At 41.6% G+C, this 21,188-nt stretch carries 17 protein-coding genes; 11 read left to right on the top strand and 6 right to left on the bottom strand.

Annotation, left to right across the window (positions count from 1 at the left end; translation table 11 throughout):
* Nucleotides 1-84 precede the first annotated feature (84 nt).
* Nucleotides 85-1,752, top strand: coding sequence for a glutamine--tRNA ligase (glnS, locus tag LPA49_RS04580; RefSeq protein ID WP_036968612.1), 1,668 nt, complete (start codon nucleotides 85-87; stop codon nucleotides 1,750-1,752).
* 83 nt (nucleotides 1,753-1,835) lie between these two features.
* Here the strand turns inward: glnS and LPA49_RS04575 are convergent, their stop codons facing one another.
* On the bottom strand, nucleotides 1,836-4,241 hold the full coding sequence (locus LPA49_RS04575; RefSeq protein WP_230235789.1) for a TonB-dependent receptor: 2,406 nt from the start codon (nucleotides 4,239-4,241) through the stop codon (nucleotides 1,836-1,838).
* A 154-nt stretch (nucleotides 4,242-4,395) separates the two neighbouring features.
* Between LPA49_RS04575 and LPA49_RS04570 the strand changes: the two genes are divergently transcribed.
* On the top strand, nucleotides 4,396-4,923 hold the full coding sequence (locus tag LPA49_RS04570) for a YaeQ family protein (RefSeq protein ID WP_230235787.1): 528 nt from the start codon (nucleotides 4,396-4,398) through the stop codon (nucleotides 4,921-4,923).
* Here LPA49_RS04570 and yfaE read toward each other — a convergent pair.
* The 5 genes from yfaE to ubiG form a co-directional block, all read right to left on the bottom strand.
* Nucleotides 4,920-5,192: a class I ribonucleotide reductase maintenance protein YfaE gene (gene yfaE / locus LPA49_RS04565; RefSeq protein WP_036968605.1), complete on the bottom strand. Its 273-nt coding sequence runs from the start codon at nucleotides 5,190-5,192 to the stop codon at nucleotides 4,920-4,922. The two genes, LPA49_RS04570 and yfaE, sit on opposite strands and share 4 nt — an antisense overlap.
* Nucleotides 5,192-6,322, bottom strand: a complete 1,131-nt coding sequence (gene nrdB, locus LPA49_RS04560; RefSeq protein ID WP_036968602.1) for a class Ia ribonucleoside-diphosphate reductase subunit beta — start codon at nucleotides 6,320-6,322, stop codon at nucleotides 5,192-5,194. The genes yfaE and nrdB overlap by 1 nt, the downstream gene beginning before the upstream one ends.
* Nucleotides 6,323-6,391: 69 nt before the next feature.
* Nucleotides 6,392-8,677 (bottom strand): class 1a ribonucleoside-diphosphate reductase subunit alpha, encoded by a 2,286-nt coding sequence (gene nrdA / locus LPA49_RS04555; RefSeq protein ID WP_230235785.1) that lies wholly within the window; start codon nucleotides 8,675-8,677, stop codon nucleotides 6,392-6,394.
* Nucleotides 8,678-9,066: 389 nt separating this feature from the next.
* Nucleotides 9,067-9,738, bottom strand: coding sequence for an HAD family hydrolase (locus LPA49_RS04550; RefSeq protein ID WP_036968596.1), 672 nt, complete (start codon nucleotides 9,736-9,738; stop codon nucleotides 9,067-9,069).
* The gene (ubiG, locus tag LPA49_RS04545; RefSeq protein WP_075593609.1) at nucleotides 9,738-10,448 is read right to left on the bottom strand and encodes a bifunctional 2-polyprenyl-6-hydroxyphenol methylase/3-demethylubiquinol 3-O-methyltransferase UbiG; all 711 of its coding nucleotides are present in this window, start codon (nucleotides 10,446-10,448) and stop codon (nucleotides 9,738-9,740) included. The genes LPA49_RS04550 and ubiG overlap by 1 nt, the downstream gene beginning before the upstream one ends.
* Nucleotides 10,449-10,624: 176 nt before the next feature.
* Between ubiG and gyrA the strand changes: the two genes are divergently transcribed.
* The 9 genes from gyrA (at nucleotide 10,625) to pyrF (ending at nucleotide 20,868) form a co-directional block, all read left to right on the top strand.
* Nucleotides 10,625-13,321 (top strand): DNA topoisomerase (ATP-hydrolyzing) subunit A, encoded by a 2,697-nt coding sequence (gyrA, locus tag LPA49_RS04540; RefSeq protein WP_230235750.1) that lies wholly within the window; start codon nucleotides 10,625-10,627, stop codon nucleotides 13,319-13,321.
* A 69-nt stretch (nucleotides 13,322-13,390) separates the two neighbouring features.
* Nucleotides 13,391-14,479 carry a 3-phosphoserine/phosphohydroxythreonine transaminase gene (gene serC, locus LPA49_RS04535; RefSeq protein WP_230235748.1) on the top strand — a complete coding sequence of 363 codons (1,089 nt, stop codon included), beginning with the start codon at nucleotides 13,391-13,393 and terminating at the stop codon, nucleotides 14,477-14,479.
* A 1-nt stretch (nucleotide 14,480) separates the two neighbouring features.
* Nucleotides 14,481-15,761, top strand: a complete 1,281-nt coding sequence (gene aroA / locus LPA49_RS04530; protein WP_074988248.1) for a 3-phosphoshikimate 1-carboxyvinyltransferase — start codon at nucleotides 14,481-14,483, stop codon at nucleotides 15,759-15,761.
* Nucleotides 15,762-15,865: 104 nt separating this feature from the next.
* A complete protein-coding gene (gene cmk / locus LPA49_RS04525; protein WP_118844234.1) occupies nucleotides 15,866-16,579 on the top strand; it encodes a (d)CMP kinase in 714 nt (237 codons plus the stop codon).
* Between the two features lie 93 nt (nucleotides 16,580-16,672).
* Entirely contained in the window at nucleotides 16,673-18,340 is a 1,668-nt protein-coding gene (gene rpsA / locus LPA49_RS04520; RefSeq protein WP_230235746.1) for a 30S ribosomal protein S1, read from the top strand.
* 61 nt (nucleotides 18,341-18,401) lie between these two features.
* A complete protein-coding gene (gene ihfB, locus LPA49_RS04515) occupies nucleotides 18,402-18,689 on the top strand; it encodes an integration host factor subunit beta (protein ID WP_036968575.1) in 288 nt (95 codons plus the stop codon).
* A 20-nt stretch (nucleotides 18,690-18,709) separates the two neighbouring features.
* Entirely contained in the window at nucleotides 18,710-18,991 is a 282-nt protein-coding gene (locus LPA49_RS04510; protein WP_054551349.1) for a lipopolysaccharide assembly protein LapA domain-containing protein, read from the top strand.
* Between the two features lie 2 nt (nucleotides 18,992-18,993).
* Nucleotides 18,994-20,130 carry a lipopolysaccharide assembly protein LapB gene (lapB, locus tag LPA49_RS04505; RefSeq protein ID WP_075593606.1) on the top strand — a complete coding sequence of 379 codons (1,137 nt, stop codon included), beginning with the start codon at nucleotides 18,994-18,996 and terminating at the stop codon, nucleotides 20,128-20,130.
* A 33-nt stretch (nucleotides 20,131-20,163) separates the two neighbouring features.
* Complete coding sequence (pyrF, locus tag LPA49_RS04500; protein WP_036968566.1) at nucleotides 20,164-20,868, top strand: orotidine-5'-phosphate decarboxylase; 705 nt, start codon at nucleotides 20,164-20,166, stop codon at nucleotides 20,866-20,868.
* Nucleotides 20,869-21,188 lie beyond the last annotated feature (320 nt).

Genomic DNA, 21,188 nt, shown 5'->3' with positions numbered 1-21,188 from the left:
ACATCAACTACTGTATGTTAGCGCTTCTTTTTGTAATAATGCAGTAGTTTTGTCACCATGCAATATTCAGAGGATTATGCTCCTATGGCGGAAATTGAGAATCGCCCAAGTAACTTTATAAGAACGCGTATCGACGAAGATCTCGCAAGCGGTAAACACGCGACTACGCATACACGTTTTCCACCAGAACCAAATGGTTTTTTACACATTGGTCATGCAAAGTCTATATGTTTAAATTTTGGTATTGCCCAGGATTACAACGGCCTTTGCAACTTACGTTTTGATGATACAAACCCAGAAAAAGAAGATATCAACTACGTAAACTCTATTAAAGAAGATGTGCAGTGGCTCGGTTTTCAATGGGATGGTGAAATTAAATATTCATCAAACTACTTTGATGCACTTTATGGCTATGCCGTTGAACTTATCGAAAAAGGGCTTGCGTATGTGTGTTTCTTGTCAGCAGACCAAGCTCGTGAGTACCGTGGTACGCTAAAAGAGCCAGGAAAAAATAGCCCTTATCGTGATACACCTGTTGAAGAGAACTTAGCCTTATTCGAAAAAATGCGTAACGGTGAGTTTAAAGAAGGCGAGTGTGTACTGCGTGCTAAAATTGATATGGCAAGCTCGTTTATTGTATTACGCGATCCTATTTTGTACCGTGTACGTTTTGCTCACCATCACCAAACAGGTGATAAGTGGTGCATTTACCCAATGTATGACTTTACACATTGTATTTCGGATGCGCTTGAAGGTATTACACATTCTTTATGTACGCTTGAATTCCAAGATAACCGACGTCTCTATGACTGGGTGCTTGATAACATCAGCCTAGAATGCCATCCACAGCAAATCGAGTTTTCACGTTTAAATCTTGAATACACCATTATGTCTAAGCGTAAATTAAATGACTTAGTGGTTAATGGCCATGTTGAAGGCTGGGATGACCCACGTATGCCAACGATTGCTGGTTTACGTCGTCGTGGTTATACACCAGCTTCAGTACGTGAGTTCTGTTCACGCATTGGTATTACTAAGCAAGAAAACATGGTTGAAATGGGCATGTTGGAAGCGTGTATTCGTGAAGATTTAAATGAACATGCACCACGTGCTATGGCTGTACTTGACCCTGTTAAAGTGGTTCTAGAGAACTATGATGCAGATAAAGTAGAAACGTTATCAGTCGCTAATCACCCGAACATAGAAGAAATGGGACGCCGTGATGTGCCATTTACTCGCGAGCTTTATATTGAACGCGAAGATTTCCGTGAAGAAGCAAACAATAAGTTTAAGCGTTTAGTGCTGGGTAAAGAAGTGCGTTTACGCGGAGCTTATGTGATAAAAGCTGAACGCATTGAAAAAGACGCTAATGGTGAAATCACCACGATCTTCTGTTCTTACGATGATGAAACGCTGGGTAAAAACCCAAGTGATGGTCGCAAGGTGAAAGGGGTAATCCATTGGGTATCTGCTAGCGAGTCTATTACTGCAGAAGTACGTTTATACGATCGTCTATTCAACGTACCTAACCCAGCAGCTGCTGAAGACTTTAATGCAACGCTTAATCCTGAGTCGCTTGTGGTGTTATCAAATGCGAAGTTAGAACCTTCACTTGCAAATGCACAAGCAGAGCAGGGCTTCCAGTTTGAACGTACAGGGTATTTCTGTCGCGATAATAAAGCACAGACACTTGTGTTCAACCAAACGGTGGGTCTTCGTGATTCATGGGCTAAAATCGAACAAAAAGGTTAAACAGCGCGTTTAACTTTTTTAAAAGATAATAAAAAACCCTTTCACTTATTAAAGTGAAAGGTTTTTTTTATATTCGTTACTTTTTAGAAGTAACCGCGGATACCTAGGCTGAAGTTTCTGCCCGGTAGTGGCGCTTTTTCTTTAATAAACGAGCTGTGAACAAAGCCAAGTTCGTCTGTTATGTTATCAACGTTGATATAAAGCTGTGTATCTACTGGGCCTAAGTCAAGTTGATAATTCGCTGACGCATCAAACAAAGTGTACCCTTCTGTTTTTGTCTCGTAGGCAGTGATGTCTGACTGCTCAAAGTAATGTGTACCTGTTAGGCTAAACTGCCAATCAGAGACGGTATACTGTAACTCTGAACCCAATTTATTCGCTGGGATTCGTGGTAAGTAGTTATTGTCATCTTTTAATTTAGCTGTCGTCGAGTCACCAAATACTTTCACTAAGGTGCTAGGTGAAACTTGATAGTGCACATCAAATTCTAACCCATACAATTTGGCATCTTTACTGGTAAATTGGTAAACCGCCATGGCATCATCGTGTACTTCTTCTGCCATTTCTAAGCCATGTTCTTCATCAAAGAAATAGCCCGTATTTTGTTGGTAATAGAAGTTTTCAATGTCGTTATAGAAAAAGTTGATTGTATAACCAAAGTCACCAATGAAACGACGGAAACTTAAATCAAAGTTTGTTGCAGTCTCTTGTTTGATGTCTTCAGGTTCAAAGTGAATTTCACCTTCTTCAATATGATAACCTAAGCCTAATTCATAAGTACCTGTTGCAATGTGAACACCATTCGAGAGTAGTTCTGCACTTAATGGTGCACGTTCAGAGTGAGACACGCTAAGCGCAACGCTTTGGCCTTCTTGATATTGCCAAATAGCACCCGCAGATAAGCTTAAGTTAGTGAAATCGGCACTGTAGTTAATTGTTTCAGCTTCTTCCTCTTCATCATGCGCTTCTTCTGCATGATCATGGTGATGTTCAGCCATTGTGACAGCAGAATCGATTTGGTAATCTTCGATGCGCGCACCTAGTTCAACAGTGACATCACCAAATTGTTTTTCCTCAAGTAAAAATAGCGCGTTTGATTTTGTTACACTGGCCGGTGTGAACGCTTCTTCGCCATCGGCATCATAGTCAGATTCTGTATAGTGGTAACCAGCCATACCGTGCCAAAGACCAAGTTTATGCTCGACTGTCGCACGTGCTTCAGTTGTTTTGTTACTGAACACCGTTCCAACTTCACCGTCTTCAATTTCAGCATGTTTATAATCTGTATAACCTACGCGCAACGAGATGTTTTCAATCCAATTATTATGAAGAGCGTAACTCATGTAGCCTTGCCAACGATCTTGCTCTAACTGAGCAAATACAGATTCTTCATGGGCTTCTTCGCCATGTCCAGCTTCTTCATGTTCAGCTTCTTCTTCATGAGCGTGGCCATGATGTTCATGGGCAGGAATGCCATAATCTGTTTCAATACGGCCATATGACACGCCTAACGTTAAATGTTCACCAACGTAGCTAGTTCCAAAGTTAACGGTTTGGCTGTCTATAAAGGTATTTTCTACGCTGTTAGCAGTCTCGTGCTCAGCGTGTTCTTCACCTTCGTGTTCTTCATGCTCTTCTGGAAGTTCAAACGTGGGAGTTTTGTAGTCGTCCCCCGTGCGTTTTGTGCCATCAAAATGGAAGTTGAAACCGTTGTTACCTGTTTCTAACTTAGCTGCATAGGTATTCGTATTTGATACTGTGTCGTGTGTGTATTGAGCAGCACCGGTCAATGTCTCGATGTTATCGGTAGGAATACGGTTATCAACAACGTTTACCACACCCCCAATTGCGCCTGAACCATAAAGTAGGGTAGCTGGGCCACGAAGCACTTCAATTTGCTCTGCTGCTAAACTGTCATTTGAGGTGGCGTGATCGGGTCCGATACGAGATGCATCACTACTGTCTAAACCATTTTGTGTGATTTTAACACGCGGGCCATCTAAACCACGAATAATAGGGCTTGATGAAACGGGACCAAAATAACTGGCATTAACACCCGGTAAGCCTTTTAGAGTTTCACCTAGAGTCGGTTTCGCTTTATTCTTTAAATTGTCACCTGATAACACATTAACCGGTGAGATCATCTCTAAGCTGTTTTTGTGTAAGGCTGACGCATACACAACAACGGTTTCTACGGATGTAGGCGTCAAAGTAACAACAACAGATTGATCATCCCCATTAATATCAACACGCTTATCAATGAAATTATCTTTGCTTACATGAAGTTGACCTTTGCTGTCGACATCAATTTTAAATTCACCTTGCGCGTCAGTCATTACAGCCTGTGATTTACCATGCACATGGACTTGTGCATTAACAACGGGTTGTTGATTTTTATCTACTACTTGGCCTGTGATAACAGCAGCAATGCTTGATTGAGAAAACAGTGCAGCGGCAACAGCACTAGAAATAATTGAAAATTGCTTCATTGTTACTACTTTTTACGTTGGTTGTTGAGTGTTGTGATATAATATAACACCACCATTTTTCAATGGCAATAACGTTATACTATAACTTATAAACTGTCGCGATTTAAATTTCATACACTATACTTAGATTATTTAATCGGTATGGCCTGTGGTTATGTCTGATAAAAATAGAGTATTTAAGGCGCAGTTCACCATCGCAGATTTACGTGAGCATTGTAATCATCAGGAAACCTTCACCACCGCCTGTGACAGAGGGGAAAGTTATCAGCATTTTGTGCTCAAATTGCTGAGCTATTGTTTTTTTTCGCATAATAAGCAGGCAACCATCAATGCTCGGCTAAAAAACAATCAACCCGATGTGTCAATAAAAGCGCTCGATGAGCATTATGAGACGTGGCTGTCTGTTGATCAGCCCGATATATCCATGTTAACTAAAATCGCTAAGCGAGTTGATGAACTGTGGGTTGTCACCACGCTTGAAAGTGACTGGTTAAATGAGTATCAACGTCAGCTTGCGTTGATCAGCAACAGTCACCTTATCGCTTTCGATAGTCAGTTTATTGAACAACTCGTTACTCATCTAAGTAAAAATTTGCAGTGGGATATTACTATTGATCAGCAAACGATTAGCGTGGCAGATAAACACCATTTTTACCAAACACGTGATCTTGTATGGCATTAAAGTTCAATAGTGATTTTACCGTTAGGTTTGCTGCAACACAGTAATACTTCACCTGGACGCACAAAGGCAAGGGGCTCTTGATTATAACGTACGTCACCTTCTACAAGCTGAGCACGACAAGCACCGCAATATCCTTCGCGGCATTGATAGGGTACATCTATTTTATGTTGTTCAAGGCATTCAAGGAGAGATGAACAGCCAGAGTCAAAATCTATACTCTGGCTGTCTGTTCCTGCAAGGATAACCTGTGCAGTGTGTTTAGTGCTCATTACAGATCGAAATCACCAAAGTCTGATGCATCAACTTGAGAATCGATTTGACCAACAAGGTAAGAACTTATCTCGGCTTCTTGCGGTGCAACTTGCACGTTATCAGAGACTAACCACGAATTGATCCATGGAATCGGGTTGCTCTTACTTTCAAACTGAGCAGGTAAGCCTACCGCAGTCATACGTGCATTTGTAATGTATTCAACGTATTGGCATAAAATATCTTTATTTAAGCCAATCATTGAGCCATCTTTAAACAGGTATTCAGCCCAGTCTTTTTCTTGCTCTGCGGCATCAACAAACATTTTAATTGCTTCATCTTTACATTGCGCTGCAACAATCGCCATTTCAGGATCGTCTTTACCGTCTTGCATAATGTTTAAGATGTGTTGTGTGCCTGATAAATGAAGAGCTTCATCACGCGCAATTAATTTAATGATTTTTGCATTGCCTTCCATTAGCTCGCGTTCAGCAAACGCGAATGAACATGCAAAGCTGACATAAAAACGAATTGCTTCCAGAATATTAACCGACATCATCGCAAGGTAAAGCAACTTTTTAAGGTCGAACAAGCTCACTTTAACTTCTTCACCATTAATCACATGTTTACCTTCACCGTAAAGGTTGTAAATCGAAATCATGTTGATTAATTCATCGTAATACTTAGTCACCGCATCGGCACGTTCACTGATTTTTTCGTTACTCACGATATCATCAAAAATAAGCTCAGGTGACTGCGTTACGTTACGAATAATGTGCGTGTAAGAACGGCTGTGAATTGTTTCACTAAATGCCCATGTTTCAATCCACGTTTCAAGTTCAGGAATTGACACAATTGGCAGTAAGGCAACGTTAGGCGAACGACCTTGCACACTATCAAGTAATGTTTGGTATTTTAAGTTACTTAAAAAAATGTGTTTTTCATGGTCAGGTAAAGCTTGAAAATCAAGACGGTCTTTACTTACGTCAACTTCTTCAGGACGCCAGAAGAAAGATAATTGCTTTTCAATTAGCTTCTCGAAGATAGGGTACTTTTGTTGGTCGTAACGTGACACGTTTACCGTCTGGCCGAAAAACATCGGTTCTAGTAATTGGTTATTATGGTTTCGGCTAAAAGTTGTATATGACATAGTGAATACTCAAAAAACAGTCAGGACAAAGCGGGCTAAGGAGCCCGCTTGTGTATGTTATTAATTTAATTAGATTTTACAAGCACCGCCTGCACAACCATCATCTTCCACCTCAGGTGTAAGCTCATCTTGAGCATCTGAAGCGCCATCACGGGTGTTATGGTAATACAACGTTTTAACACCCAGTTTATATGCTGAAAGGAGGTCTTTTAAAAGCACCTTCATAGGTACTTTACCGCCTTCGTACTTAGATGGATCATAATTTGTATTCGCAGAGATCGTTTGGTCAACGAACTTCTGCATAATGCCCACTAATTGCAGATAACCATCGTTTGATGGGATATCCCAAAGTAGCTCATAATTGTCTTTTAGGCGCTCATACTCTGGTACTACTTGTTTCAAGATACCATCTTTACTTGCTTTAACACTGATGTGTCCACGCGGTGGCTCAATACCATTTGTTGCATTAGAGATTTGTGATGAAGTCTCTGATGGCATTAATGCCGACAATGTTGAGTTACGCATACCATGTTCTTTAATGTTTGCGCGCAGTGTATCCCAATCTAAGTGAAGAGGTTCATCACAGATTTGGTCAAGGTCGCGCTTGTACGTATCTGTTGGCATAATACCTTGCGAGTACGTTGTTTCATTAAATTTAGGGCAAGCACCACGTTCTTTAGCAAGCTCATTTGATGCTTTCATTAAATAATATTGAATTGCTTCAAATGTTTGGTGCGTTAATGCATTTGCACTACCGTCAGAATAACGTTTACCGTTTTTAGCAAGGTAGTATGCGTAGTTGATGACACCAATACCTAACGTGCGACGACCCATGGTTGCGTTTTTCGCTGCAGGGACAGGGTAGTCTTGGAAATCAAGTAAGTTATCAAGCGCACGTACTGCAAGTGCAGCAAGCTCTTCTAACTCATCAAGTGACTCAATTGCACCTAAGTTGAATGCAGAAAGTGTACACAGTGCGATTTCGCCTTCTTCGTCCATTACGTTACTAAGTGGCTTAGTCGGTAATGCAATTTCTAAACATAAGTTAGACTGACGGATCGGTGCTACCGTTGAGATAAACGGGCTATGAGTATTACAGTGGTCAACGTTTTGTAAGTAAATACGACCTGTACTAGCACGCTCTTGTGCGAACATTGAGAACAGCTCAATCGCTTTAATACGTTTTTTACGAATCGACTCATCTTGCTCGTATTTTACGTATAGCTCATCAAATTTAGCTTGGTCTTCGAAGAATGCATCGTAAAGACCCGGTACGTCTGATGGGCTGAATAAAGTAATGTAGTCGTCTTTAATTAAACGGCTGTACATTAATTTGTTGAACTGTACACCGTAATCTAGATGACGAACACGGTTGTCATCAACACCACGGTTATTTTTAAGGACTAATAAGTTTTCAACTTCTAAATGCCACAGCGGGTAGAATAGGGTTGCTGCACCACCACGGACACCGCCTTGAGAACAGCTCTTAACCGCCGTTTGGAAGTGTTTATAAAATGGAATACACCCAGTATGGTATGCTTCACCGTTACGGATTGGGCTACCTAAAGCACGAATACGGCCCGCATTAATACCAATACCTGCACGTTGTGATACGTATTTTACAATCGCAGATGATGTCGCATTAATTGAATCAAGGCTATCACCACACTCAATCAGTACACATGAACTAAATTGACGCGTAGGTGTACGCACACCAGCCATAATAGGAGTCGGCAATGAAATTTTGAATGTCGAAACCGCGTCATAAAAGCGCTTGATGTAATCAAGGCGTGTTTCTCGAGGGTAGTCAGAGAATAAGCTCGCTGCCACTAAGATATATAAAAACTGCGCGCTTTCGTAAATTTCACCCGTTACACGGTTCTGTACTAGGTATTTCCCTTCAAGCTGCTTTACAGCGGCATAGCTGAAGTTTAGATCACGGTTATGATCAATATACGCATCTAACTCGTCAATTTCTTGCTCAGTGTAATCAACGAGTAAGTGTTGATCATAACGTTTGTCTTCAACCAGTTTTGTAATGTGGTCGTATAAACGCGGCGGCTCAAATTGACCATACGCTTTCTTACGTAAATGGAATACAGCTAAACGAGCAGCAAGGTATTGATAATCAGGGGTATCTTTAGAGATCTGATCGGCTGCTGCTTTAATGATAGTTTCGTGAATGTCGTCAGTACGAATGCCATCGTAAAATTGAATATGTGATTTCAATTCAACTTGTGACACAGACACATTATTTAGACCTTCGGCGGCCCAAGCGATGACGCGATGGATCTTATCTAGATCAAGTGACTCTTTACGGCCGTCACGTTTGCTTACAGATAGCTGTTGGTTCATAGTTTTGCCTGTATTCCTTGGGAAATTATATTTTTAGTGACAAAGGTATTCTTAATTATAATTATTATTAGCACCAGCATGAGTCAATTGAATAACATTTAGCCACAATATCTGGTGTTCTTTAAAACGCAGATCACAAGATAGTGTGGTCTGCGATCATTTGCAAGGGATAGAAATGCCCCATTTTGTGGATAACTATTGGATAAACGAATTGTGTTAGTAAGCATTAACCTTTGATCATTCATTGATGATGAAATTTGTAAAAATCAACTCAAGATCTACAAAAATTATCGTTTTTAAAAATAATTTCTGACTGTTTTTTTTATCAACAAAGTTTGCTTAAAACTCAACCCAATCACAATATATGGTGTTTTAACTTAAAACTAACACTATATATGGATAAATCCATCAGTTGGAGTTTGCCAGTTAAAATCTGCGCCCCAGCTCAGTGCGGTATCCACACTTGGTATATAACCCCAAAGTGCAGTTGCACTGTACATATTGGCAGCTTTTGCTGCTTGTATGTCGCGTTCGGCATCACCTATGTATAAGCAACGCGTTGGATCAACATCGAGCATGTTTGCAGTATGAATAAGTGGCTCTGGCGATGGTTTAGCAACTGCTAAGGTATCACCACTCACGACAGCCATGGCATTAGCAAGGCTTGGGATAGCTTGCACCAATGGCTCGGTTAAAAAGCCGGGCTTATTGGTCATGATCCCCCATTTAATGCTGTTTTGCTCAAGTGAGGCGAGAAGTTGCTCTATGCCATTAAAGCACTTGCTATGAATCGCAATGTCTTCTGCATAATAGTCGAGCAGTTGCTGCCTTAATGCTAATTGTTCAACGTCGGGCCATTTATCACCAAAGCCGACCTCTAATAATGCATTGGCCCCATTTGACGCTGCTGGGCGATAAATGCTTTTATCAACAGGCGCGATATTCGCATCTGCTAATACGCGATTTAATGCGCCGCCAAGGTCATCCGCAGTATCGAGTAATGTGCCATCTAAATCAAAAATAAAGGCATCAAAAGCGATATCAGGATTACAACCAGCCATTAGGCAAGTTTCTCAAAATGAAGAATGTAATTAACACTCACATCATCATTTAAACTGTATTGCTTAGAAAACGGATTATAGCTGAGGCCTGTGCTTGCTCTTACTTTTAAGCCTGCATCTTCTGCCCATGCAATTAATTGGGCGGGTTTTATAAACTTTTTATGGTCGTGCGTGCCTTCGGGCACCATTTTTAATAACTTTTCAGCACCCACAATGGCGTATAAATACGCTTTAGGTGTTTTATTTAATGTCGAAAAGAACACATCGGCGCCAGGTTTTGCAAGCTCAGCGACCGCACGAATGATAGAAGCAGGGTCTGGCACGTGCTCTAACATTTCCATACAGGTGATTACATCAAAGCGAGCAGGGTGCTCTTTCGCAAACTCTTCAGCCGGTACTTTCATATAATCAACAGGGACACCGGTTTCTAAACTGTGTAACTTAGCAACGGTTAATGGCTCTTGACCCATATCGATGCCTGTTACTTTAGCTCCCATGCGTGCCATGCTTTCACTTAAAATGCCGCCACCACAGCCAACATCTAAGGTTTCTTTATCAAATAAGCCGCCAACTTTGTCGGCAACAAAATCCAAGCGAAGAGGATTTATTTCATGAAGAGGTTTGAACTCTCCGTCGCGGTCCCACCAACGTTCAGCGATGGCTTCAAACTTTGCAATTTCTGCATTATCTACATTTTGATGTTCGGTCATAAAAAGCTTCCTCGTCAATCTGAGGCCATTATATAGGGGTAAATTAATAAATCGCAAAGATTTAGCGCCTGTAAATCTAAATTAATTGTGGTAGCATGGTCATGAAATAATAACTAAAGCTCTAAAGGCGGCGCTTTGCCTCTTTATGAGTCAATACTGAAGGAATGTGAAATCAAATGACTGATCTCGCCAATGAAATTCTGCCAGTCAATATTGAAGATGAATTAAAAAACTCCTACCTTGATTACGCAATGAGCGTAATTGTAGGACGTGCATTGCCAGACGTACGTGATGGTCTAAAACCTGTTCACCGTCGTGTTTTATTCGCAATGAACGAACTCAATAATGATTGGAATAAGCCTTACAAAAAATCAGCACGTGTTGTTGGTGATGTAATCGGTAAGTACCACCCACATGGCGACAGCGCGGTATATGACACCATCGTACGTATGGCGCAGCCTTTCTCATTACGCTATATGCTTGTTGATGGCCAAGGTAACTTTGGTTCAGTTGACGGTGACTCTGCGGCAGCAATGCGTTATACGGAAGTCCGTATGGCAAAAATGTCACATGAGCTATTAGCCGACCTCGAAAAAGAAACGGTTGATTACGTACCTAACTATGATGGTACGGAGCAAATTCCTGACGTATTACCGACGAAAGTACCTAACTTATTAGTGAATGGTTCATCGGGTATTGCGGTTGGTATGGCGACGAACATTCCGCCACATAACTTAACTGAAGTTATTAATGGGTGTTTGGCACTTATCCAAAACCCAGATATGACAATTGCTGATCTGATTGAATATATCCCAGGTCCAGATTTCCCTACAGCCGCGATCATTAATGGTAAGAAAGGCATAGAGCAAGCTTACCTAACGGGTCGTGGTAAAGTGTACATCCGCGCACGCGCAGAAATTGAAGTAGACGAAAAAACGGGTCGTGAAACGATCATCGTCCACGAAATTCCATACCAAGTTAACAAAGCACGCTTGATTGAAAAAATCGCTGAACTTGTTAAAGACAAAAAAATTGAAGGCATTAGCGCACTCCGTGATGAATCAGATAAAGACGGTATGCGTATCGTTATCGAGATTAAACGTGGTGATGTAGGCGAAGTTATTCTGAATAACCTTTATGCACAAACACAGTTACAAACCGTGTTTGGTATGAATATGGTTGCACTTGATAACAACCAGCCTAAGTGTTTCAACTTAAAAGAAATGCTTGAAGCATTTATCATTCACCGCCGCGAAGTAGTCACCCGTCGTACGGTATTTGATTTACGTAAAGCCCGTGACCGTGCCCATACGCTTGAAGGCTTAGCGATTGCCCTTGCGAATATCGACCCAATCATTGAGTTAATTCGTAAATCACCAACGCCTGCTGAAGCAAAAGCAGCCTTAACAGCAAGGTCTTGGGAACTAGGCACTGTTAAAGCCATGCTTGAAAAAGCCGGTGAAGAAAATGTAGCGCGTCCTGATTGGCTAGCACCAGAGCTAGGTATTCGTGATGGTGAGTACTATTTATCTGAGCAACAAGCACAAGCGATCCTTGACCTACGTTTACACAAATTAACGGGTCTTGAGCATGAGAAGATCTTAGACGAGTACCAAACACTACTCGATCTTATTGCTGAACTACTTTATATCCTTTCAACCCCAGATCGCCTTATGGAAGTTATTCGCGACGAACTAGTTGAAATTAAAGAACAATATGGCGACGAGCGCCGTACAGAAATCAGTGCAGCAGCTCACGATATCAGCCTTGAAGACTTAATTAATGAAGAAGACGTTGTCGTAACGCTTTCTCATGAAGGGTATGTGAAGTATCAGCCTTTATCAGACTACGAAGCACAACGTCGTGGTGGTAAAGGTAAATCAGCAACGAAGATGAAAGATGAAGATTTCATTGAACGTCTCCTTGTTGCAAATACACACGATACGATTCTGTGTTTCTCGACTGCTGGTCGTTTATACTGGCTGAAAGTATACCAATTACCACTTGCCAGCCGTGCAGCGCGTGGTAAGCCAATTGTGAACTTACTGCCGCTTGAAGCTGACGAACGTATTACTGCAATTCTACCTGTACGTGAGTACGAAGAAGATAAATACATCTTCATGGCTACAGCATTTGGTACAGTTAAGAAAACACCATTAACGGCTTATAGCCGTCAACGTGCAAGCGGTATCATTGCGGTCAACCTAAATGAAGGCGATAGCCTAATTGGTGTTGATATCACTGATGGTACAAACGAAATCATGCTATTCACAGACGCAGGCAAGGTAGTACGCTTTAAAGAAGCGGAAGAGTCGACCGTCGTTGATGAAAATGGCAATCCGGTACTTGATGAAGAGGGTAACCCTGAAATCCGCTTCAAAGGTGTACGCCCAATGGGTCGTACTGCAACCGGTGTGCGTGGTATTAAGATGGCAGACGACCAACGCGTTGTGTCGTTAATTGTGCCTAAGACAGACGGTGCAATCCTCACCGTGACTGAAAATGGTTATGGTAAGCGTACAGCACTTGCCGATTACCCATCGAAGAGCCGTGCAACACAAGGTGTTGTATCAATCAAAGTAAGCGAGCGTAATGGCGCAGTGGTTGGTGCAGTACAAGTTGATGAAAACGACGAAATCATGATTATCTCTAATCGCGGTACGCTTGTTCGTACTCGTGTTAATGAGGTTTCTACGGTTGGTCGTAATACGCAGGGCGTTATTTTGATACGAACTATTGACGAAGAGCAAGTAGTTGGTTTACAACGTATCGAAGAAATCGAAGTTGATGAGCTTGAAGCCATCGAAGGCGAGGGCGTTGAAGTAGTCGATACACATACTGAAGAAATGGTTGATAACCCACCTTCAGAGTAACATTGATTTAAAAAGCGGCTTCGGCCGCTTTTTTTATCCGCACTATAATTACTGGAATGAGGCAAAGTAATGACTAAATATAATTTTTGTGCAGGACCGGCAATGTTACCGCCGGCAGTAATGCAAAAAGCACAAAAAGAATTTATAGATTGGCAAGGTTTAGGCGTATCTGTGATGGAAATCAGCCATCGTAGTAGCGACTTTTTAGAGCTTACAGCAAAATGTGAAGCAAGCTTACGCCGTCTAATGAATATCAGTGACGAATTTGAAGTTTTATTTATGCACGGCGGTGGCCGAGGCCAATTTAGTGCTGTACCACTAAATTTGCATTTAGCAGATAAGCCCGCGGTGTATTGTGAAAACGGTGTGTGGTCAAAAGGCGCGACACAAGAAGCCGAAAAGTTCACCGCAGTGACAAGTATTAATGTTCGTAATGACGAGCAGCAAAATGGCCAGTTTTCAATTAAACCAGCGACAAGCTGGGAATTACCAGCTGATGCGTCATACATTCACTATTGCCCAAATGAAACGGTTGATGGTATTGAGATTTTTGACGTGCCTTCACACCCATCTGCGCCAATAGTCGCCGATATGTCATCAACAATTTTGTCACGCGAAATTGACGTAAACCAGTTCGATGTCATTTATGCAGGCGCACAAAAGAACATCGGCCCATCGGGTTTAGCAATTGTTATTATTCGTAAAACGTTGCTTGAGCGCGAAGGTCTCGAAAAACCAGGTATTCTTGATTACGCATTAGAAGCAAAGCAAGGCAGCATGTACAACACGCCACCGACATTTGCATGGTACTTAGCAGCAGAAGTGTTTGAATGGTTAGAAGCAAACGGTGGCGTAAAAGCCATGGAAGAGCAAAATATTGCCAAAGCAGAATTGCTGTATAACTTTATCGACAATTCAGAATTTTATAATAATAAAGTTGCTAAGCATTGCCGATCGCGTATGAACGTACCATTTTGGTTAAACGATGAATCGCTTAATGACCAGTTTATTAAACAATCGAAAGAAGCGGGTTTACTGGCGCTTGAAGGCCACCGCATTGTAGGTGGTATGCGCGCAAGTATTTATAACGCAATGCCACTTGCTGGTGTACAAGCCTTGGTTGATTTTATGGATAAATTCGCCAAGGAGAATAGCTAATATGGAACAGCTTCGTCTTGAACCTATCTCAAAGGTAAATGGCAGTGTCACGCTGCCGGGCTCAAAGAGCTTATCAAATCGTATTTTACTTTTGGCGGCGCTTGCACAGGGCACCACGGTCGTTGAAAATTTGCTAGACAGTGATGATATTCGTCATATGTTAGGCGCACTTAAACTATTGGGTGTGAATGTTACCTTAAATGACGATAAAACCGTTGCGACCGTTGAAGGTGTAGCAGGTAAATTCTTAACACCTAGCGAGCCGTTATTTCTCGGCAATGCTGGCACTGCTTATCGGCCTTTAACAGCGGTTCTTGCCGCTGTAGAGGGCGAGTATGAGCTTGTCGGTGAGCCACGTATGGAAGAGCGTCCTATTGGGCATTTAGTAGATGCTCTGCATGCGCTGGGTGGTGATGTTGAATATTTAAAACATAAAGACTATCCACCACTGGCCATTAAAGGCGGTAAAATTAATGGCGGCCAAGTTGAAATTGACGGCAGTATATCTAGTCAGTTTTTAACGGCCTTATTAATGGCAGCGCCATTATTTAATGGCGATACAGAAATCCGTATTAAAGGTACGTTAGTATCAAAACCTTATATTGATATTACCTTAGATGTTATGCAGCGTTTTGGTGTGTTAGTTAAACACGACAACTACGAAGTATTTTATGTAAAAGGGTGCCAACAATACCAAGCACTAGAGCGCATTATGGTCGAAGGTGATGCATCGAGCGCATCATACTTTGTTGCAGCTGCCGCAATAGCGGGTGGTGAAATAGAAATTAACGGTGTTGGTGCTGCGTCTGTTCAAGGTGATATTGGCTTTGCCAAAGTGATGGAACAAGTGGGCGCTAAGATTGATTGGTACGATGAAAAGCTGGTTGTGCGTAAAGGTGAACTTAACGCGGTTGATATCGACGCAAACGCTATTCCTGATGCGGCCATGACACTGGCCACTGTTGCGTTATTCGCAAAAGGTACAACTGCAATCCGCAATATCTATAACTGGCGTGTAAAAGAAACAGACCGCTTGTACGCCATGGCGACAGAACTTCGTAAAGTGGGCGCTGAGGTAGTCGAAGGTGAAGATTTCATCGAAATTACACCGCCAAAAACATTTAATGATGTAGCGATAGATACATACAATGATCACCGTATTGCCATGTGCTTTGCGATGGTGGCCGTTGGCGGTAAGCCAATAACCATTAATGATCCTAAGTGTACATATAAAACTTTTCCAACGTTTTTCAAGGTACTAGAGTCTGTCTCAAGTCAATAAAACAGAAGAAAATATAAAAAGTTACATTCAAAGTGCGGATCTATTACGAGAACTGACGTATAATGTTGCGGTTTTATTTTGGTGTGCATTGCAGGAGGTTATAAATGCAGGCGTTATTAATGCCCGTAATCACCATTGATGGCCCAAGTGGTTCAGGTAAAGGAACTGTTTGTCGCTTGTTAGCCGAGAAATTAGGTTGGGATGTATTAGACAGCGGGGCGATTTATCGTGTGCTGTCACTTGCTGCACTTCATCATCAAATTGAATTAGATAATGAAGATGCATTAGTGCCGCTGGCTGCAAACTTAGATGTACAGTTTTTGGTAGATAGCCAAACACACACGTCTAAAATTGTACTAGAAGGCGAAGACGTCACAACAACAATTCGCAACGAAGAAGTTGGTGCTGCAGCCTCAAAAGTCGCTGCTTTACCACGCGTAAGAGAAGCATTATTGCGTCGTCAACGCGCGTTTCGTTCTGAAAGCGGATTAATTGCAGATGGTCGCGATATGGGCACGGTTGTGTTTCCAGACGCGCCATTAAAAATATATTTAACAGCGACTGCTGAGGAGCGTGCGCGTCGTCGCTTTGCTGAGTTGAACGATCGTGGACTAGATGTTACACTAAGTGGTCTACTTGAGGACATAAAAGCACGCGATCACCGTGATATGACACGTGAAGTTGCGCCGCTTGTGCCTGCAAAAGATGCCATTGAAATCGATACTAGCGAGTTCAATGCAATGCAAGTGTTTGATAAAGTTATTACTTTAGTCGACGAAGCCGTACTTGCGGGTAAGCTCCCTAAAGCTAAAAAGTAAATTTTTTAATGTGCCGGCAGGATGCCAGCGCTATTTTAACAACCCCATGCAGCATGGTTGCTAATTGGTTATTTAATTATTTAGAGACGTATAATGTCAGAAAATTTTGCGCAGTTATTTGAAGAAAGCCTAAAGGGTTTTGAAGCAGAGCAAGGCTCTATCGTTAAAGGTACAGTTATCTCAATCGAGAACAACATCGTACTTGTTGATGCTGGTCTTAAATCTGAGAGTGCAATCCCTGCTGAGCAATTCAAAAATGCTGCTGGTGAACTAGAAGTTGCTGTTGGCGACGAAGTAGATGTTGCGTTAGATGCAATCGAAGACGGTTTCGGTGAAACTATCCTTTCTCGTGAGAAAGCGAAGCGTCACGAAGCGTGGATCCGCTTAGAAAAAGCATGTGAAGAGCAAGAAACTGTTACTGGTGTTATCAACGGTAAAGTTAAAGGCGGTTTCACTGTTGAAGTTGATTCAATCCGTGCTTTCCTACCTGGTTCACTTGTTGATGTTCGTCCAGTACGTGACACAACTCACCTTGAAGGTAAAGAGCTTGAGTTCAAAGTAATCAAGCTTGACCAAAAACGTAACAACGTTGTTGTTTCTCGCCGTGCAGTTATCGAATCAGAAAACTCACAAGAGCGTGAAGAACTTCTTGCTAACCTTGTTGAAGGTCAAGAAGTTAAAGGTATCGTTAAGAACCTTACTGACTACGGTGCGTTCGTTGACCTTGGTGGTGTTGACGGTCTACTACACATCACAGACATGGCGTGGAAGCGTGTTAAGCACCCTTCAGAAATCGTTAATGTTGGCGACGAAATCGCAGTTAAAGTTCTTAAATTCGACAAAGATAAAACTCGTGTATCTCTAGGTCTTAAACAACTTGGCGAAGATCCATGGGCAGCTATCGCTGGTCGTTACCCAGAAGGTTCTAAGCTTTCTGGTCGTGTTACTAACCTTACAGATTACGGCTGTTTCGTTGAAATCGAAGAAGGCGTTGAAGGTCTAGTACACGTTTCTGAAATGGATTGGACTAACAAGAACATCCACCCTTCAAAAGTTGTTTCACTAGGTGACACTGTTGAAGTTATGGTTCTTGAAATCGACGAAGAGCGTCGTCGTATTTCTCTTGGTCTTAAGCAATGTATTGCTAACCCATGGCAAGAATTTGCTCGTCTACAAAACAAAGGCGACCAAGTTACTGGTAAGATCAAATCAATCACTGACTTCGGTATCTTCATCGGTCTTGAAGGCGGTATTGACGGTCTTGTTCACCTTTCAGACATTTCTTGGAACACGCCAGGCGAAGAAGCTGTACGTGAATTCAAGAAAGGCGACGAAATCACTGCTATCGTATTGCAAGTTGACCCAGAGCGTGAGCGTATCTCTCTAGGCGTTAAGCAAATCGAAGCTGACCCTTTCAATAACTACCTGGACGCAAACAAAAAAGGTGCTATTGTTAAAGGTAAAGTGACTGAAGTTGATGCGAAAGGCGCAACTGTTGAGCTAGTCGAAGGCGTTGAAGGTTACATCCGTGTAGCTGATATCGCTCAAGAGCGCGTTGAAGATGCTACTACTGTAGTTTCTGCAGGCGACGAAATCGAAGCGAAATACGTTGGTGTTGATCGTAAGAACCGCACTTTAAGCTTATCTGTTAAAGCTCTTTTCGAAGCAGAAGAGAAAGAAGTACTAGAGAAGCTTAAGAAAGAAGAGCCAGCGTTTGAAAACGCAATGGCTGCAGCATTCAAAAATGCTCAAAAAGACTAATCTAAGTCTTTAATTGGAAGGGCAGTTTTGCCCTTCCTTTATCTCTTTTTAAGGAAACGTTATGACTAAGTCAGAATTGATAGAACAACTAGCTGAACAACACGCACACATTCCAGTGAAAGATGTTGAAAATGCCGTTAAAGAAATTCTTGAACAAATGGCCGGTTCATTATCTAGCTCAGATCGTATCGAGATCCGTGGCTTTGGAAGTTTCTCATTGCATTATCGTTCTCCGCGCACAGGTCGTAATCCAAAGACTGGCGAAACAGTTGAGCTAGACGGTAAGCACGTACCACATTTTAAACCAGGTAAAGAATTACGTGACCGCGTAAATGCGAGTATTGCCTAGTTTTATACAGGAGTAGTTACTTGTTTAGGGTATTAAAAATTGTATTAATAGCGCTGTGCTTATTTATTGCGTTTGTACTTGGTTCACAAAATCCACAACTTGTGCAAATCAATTATTTAATTGCCAGTAATACGTTGCCCTTAGCTGTTGTAATAAGTATCTGCTTTATTTTAGGTGTCGCCATTGGTTGTTTTATAAGCTTTACACTGTTTTCGCAGTTAAAGTGGCAAAATTATCGCTTAAAGAAAAAGTTAGCGCCTGAAAAAAACAATAAAAAGCTTGTTGCTAATAAAGACACCTAATCATGATTGAGCTTCTGTTTTTACTTTTACCCGTTGCAGCCGGTTACGGCTGGATAATGGGTAAAAACAGTGCTAAAAACCAAGCTCATCAGCTTAATCGCCAAATCACCTCTGAATATTCTAAAGGCTTAAAGTTTCTCTTAGACAGAGAAGAAGACCAAGGCTTAGAACACTTAATTAATCTTCTTGAAGTTGCAGCAGACTCCGTTGAACACTATTCAACATTGGCGACCATGTTTCGCCGTCGTGGCGAGTTAGACCGTGCAATTAAAATTCATGAGCTGTTATTAAAACACCCCAGTTTAGATGAACAACAAGCAGCCACCAGCCGTTTAGAGCTTGCCGAAGATTATATTATGGCAGGGCTGTTAGATGGTGCGGAAGAGCACTTAGTCTGGCTTGTGAAAGCCGGATACAAAGAAGCCTTAGAGCCTATTATTAACCTATATTCGCAAACGCGAGAGTGGGATAAAGGCATTAACATGTACGAGGCGCACAGTGAGCTATTTACAAAACCGCAGCATGTTAAAGCCATTGCTAATTTTTATTGTGAAGCCGCTTTACAAGACAACGATACACAAATTATGCGCAAGGCGATTAGCTTAAACCACAAAGCTATTCGCCCTTTGTATGAGCTCGGCCACAGCGCTTTTACCAAAGAAGATTATGTGAAAGCAATTTACTATTGGCGAGAGCTAATTAGCCAGTTTACCTTTTTTGCCCCTGTGTTTATTGAAGAGCTGGCGATGAGTTATGACAAACTTAACTTAACGCATCAATTTCATGATTTACTGAATGAACTGCTCGAAAAAGGGGGAGTATTAATAAAAATAAAGCATTGCCAAGCACTCCTTGAACAAGGGCATATTGAGCAAGCCATTAAATTTTTAACTGACAGTTTAAAGCGCCATCCCACGATCCGTGGTTTTAGCTTTTTATTACAACTGCTCGCGAAACAAAATAACGATATTAAAGATGTATTAGATCAAATTGATAAATTGGTTACCTCTTATATCGCAACCAAACCTGATTTTCAGTGCCAGCATTGTGGCTTTACCAGTCATACCATCTATTGGGTGTGTCCATCTTGTAAACACTGGGAAACAATTGTTCCAAGCCGTGGCATAGACGGTTTTTAATTCATATTAGTCCATTAGTTTTTTAGGAAAGTTATGTCTGTCGAAGATTCAAAAAAAGTATTAATTGCCCTTGATTATGACGATCAACAAACAGCGCTTACGTTTGTAAAGCAATTATCGCCTGAAACGTGTCGCCTTAAAGTAGGCAAAGAAATGTTCACGTATTTTGGCCCTAGCTTTGTAAAAGAACTAATAGATCTTGGGTTTGATGTTTTCTTAGACCTGAAATTTCATGATATTCCAAACACCGTTGCAAAAGCTGTTACAGCAGCTGCAAAAATGGGTGTATGGATGGTTAACGTGCATGCTTCTGGCGGCGTTGAAATGATGACCAAAGCAAAGCAAGCATTAGAGCAGTTTGGTGATGACGCACCATTATTGATTGCAGTAACAGTATTAACCAGCATGGATGCCGCCGAACTTACTCGCTTAGGTGTAGATAAAACACCTGAAGAGCAGGTTATCTACCTAGCAAAACTAGCTAAAGAATCAGGCCTTGATGGAGTAGTGTGCTCAGCGCAAGAAGCGAAAAAGTTAAAAGCAGAGCTAGGCGCAGACTTTAAACTGGTTACCCCAGGTATTCGCCCTGCAGGTAGCGATGCTGGTGACCAAAAACGCATTATGACACCAAAGCAAGCTGTTGAAGATGGAAGCGATTATTTAGTCGTTGGCCGCCCAATCACCCAATCTGCAGACCCAGTGGCAACACTAAAAGAAATTAATGACTCGCTAAAATAGCCTGCGTTATTTAATCTGAATGAATAAAGAGCAAAGTTTTTACTTTGCTCTTTTTGTTTTAGGGCTTAATTATCAGGGGGATATTTGCTTACAGTTTGTGCAAAGTAAATACATGCCTAATAAAAACCATGCATTTATTGATTTCATGAAACAAAAGTTGCTTAAGAGTTAGCCTAACTCATAAATAGTGACTTTACTCAGCTATTGGCTCACTTCATTTCAAAATTATTCAGTCTTGCTCTTAAACTCCAAAGTCTCCGATGATATTAGCCTTTAATTACTATTGCGTGCTATATACACGCATGCGACCATGCAGAATT

The sequence above is a fragment of the Pseudoalteromonas sp. MB41 genome (genome assembly GCF_020966275.1).
GTDB classification, from domain to species: Bacteria; Pseudomonadota; Gammaproteobacteria; order Enterobacterales; family Alteromonadaceae; genus Pseudoalteromonas; species Pseudoalteromonas lipolytica.
This window is presented reverse-complemented; position numbering and strand designations above follow the sequence as displayed.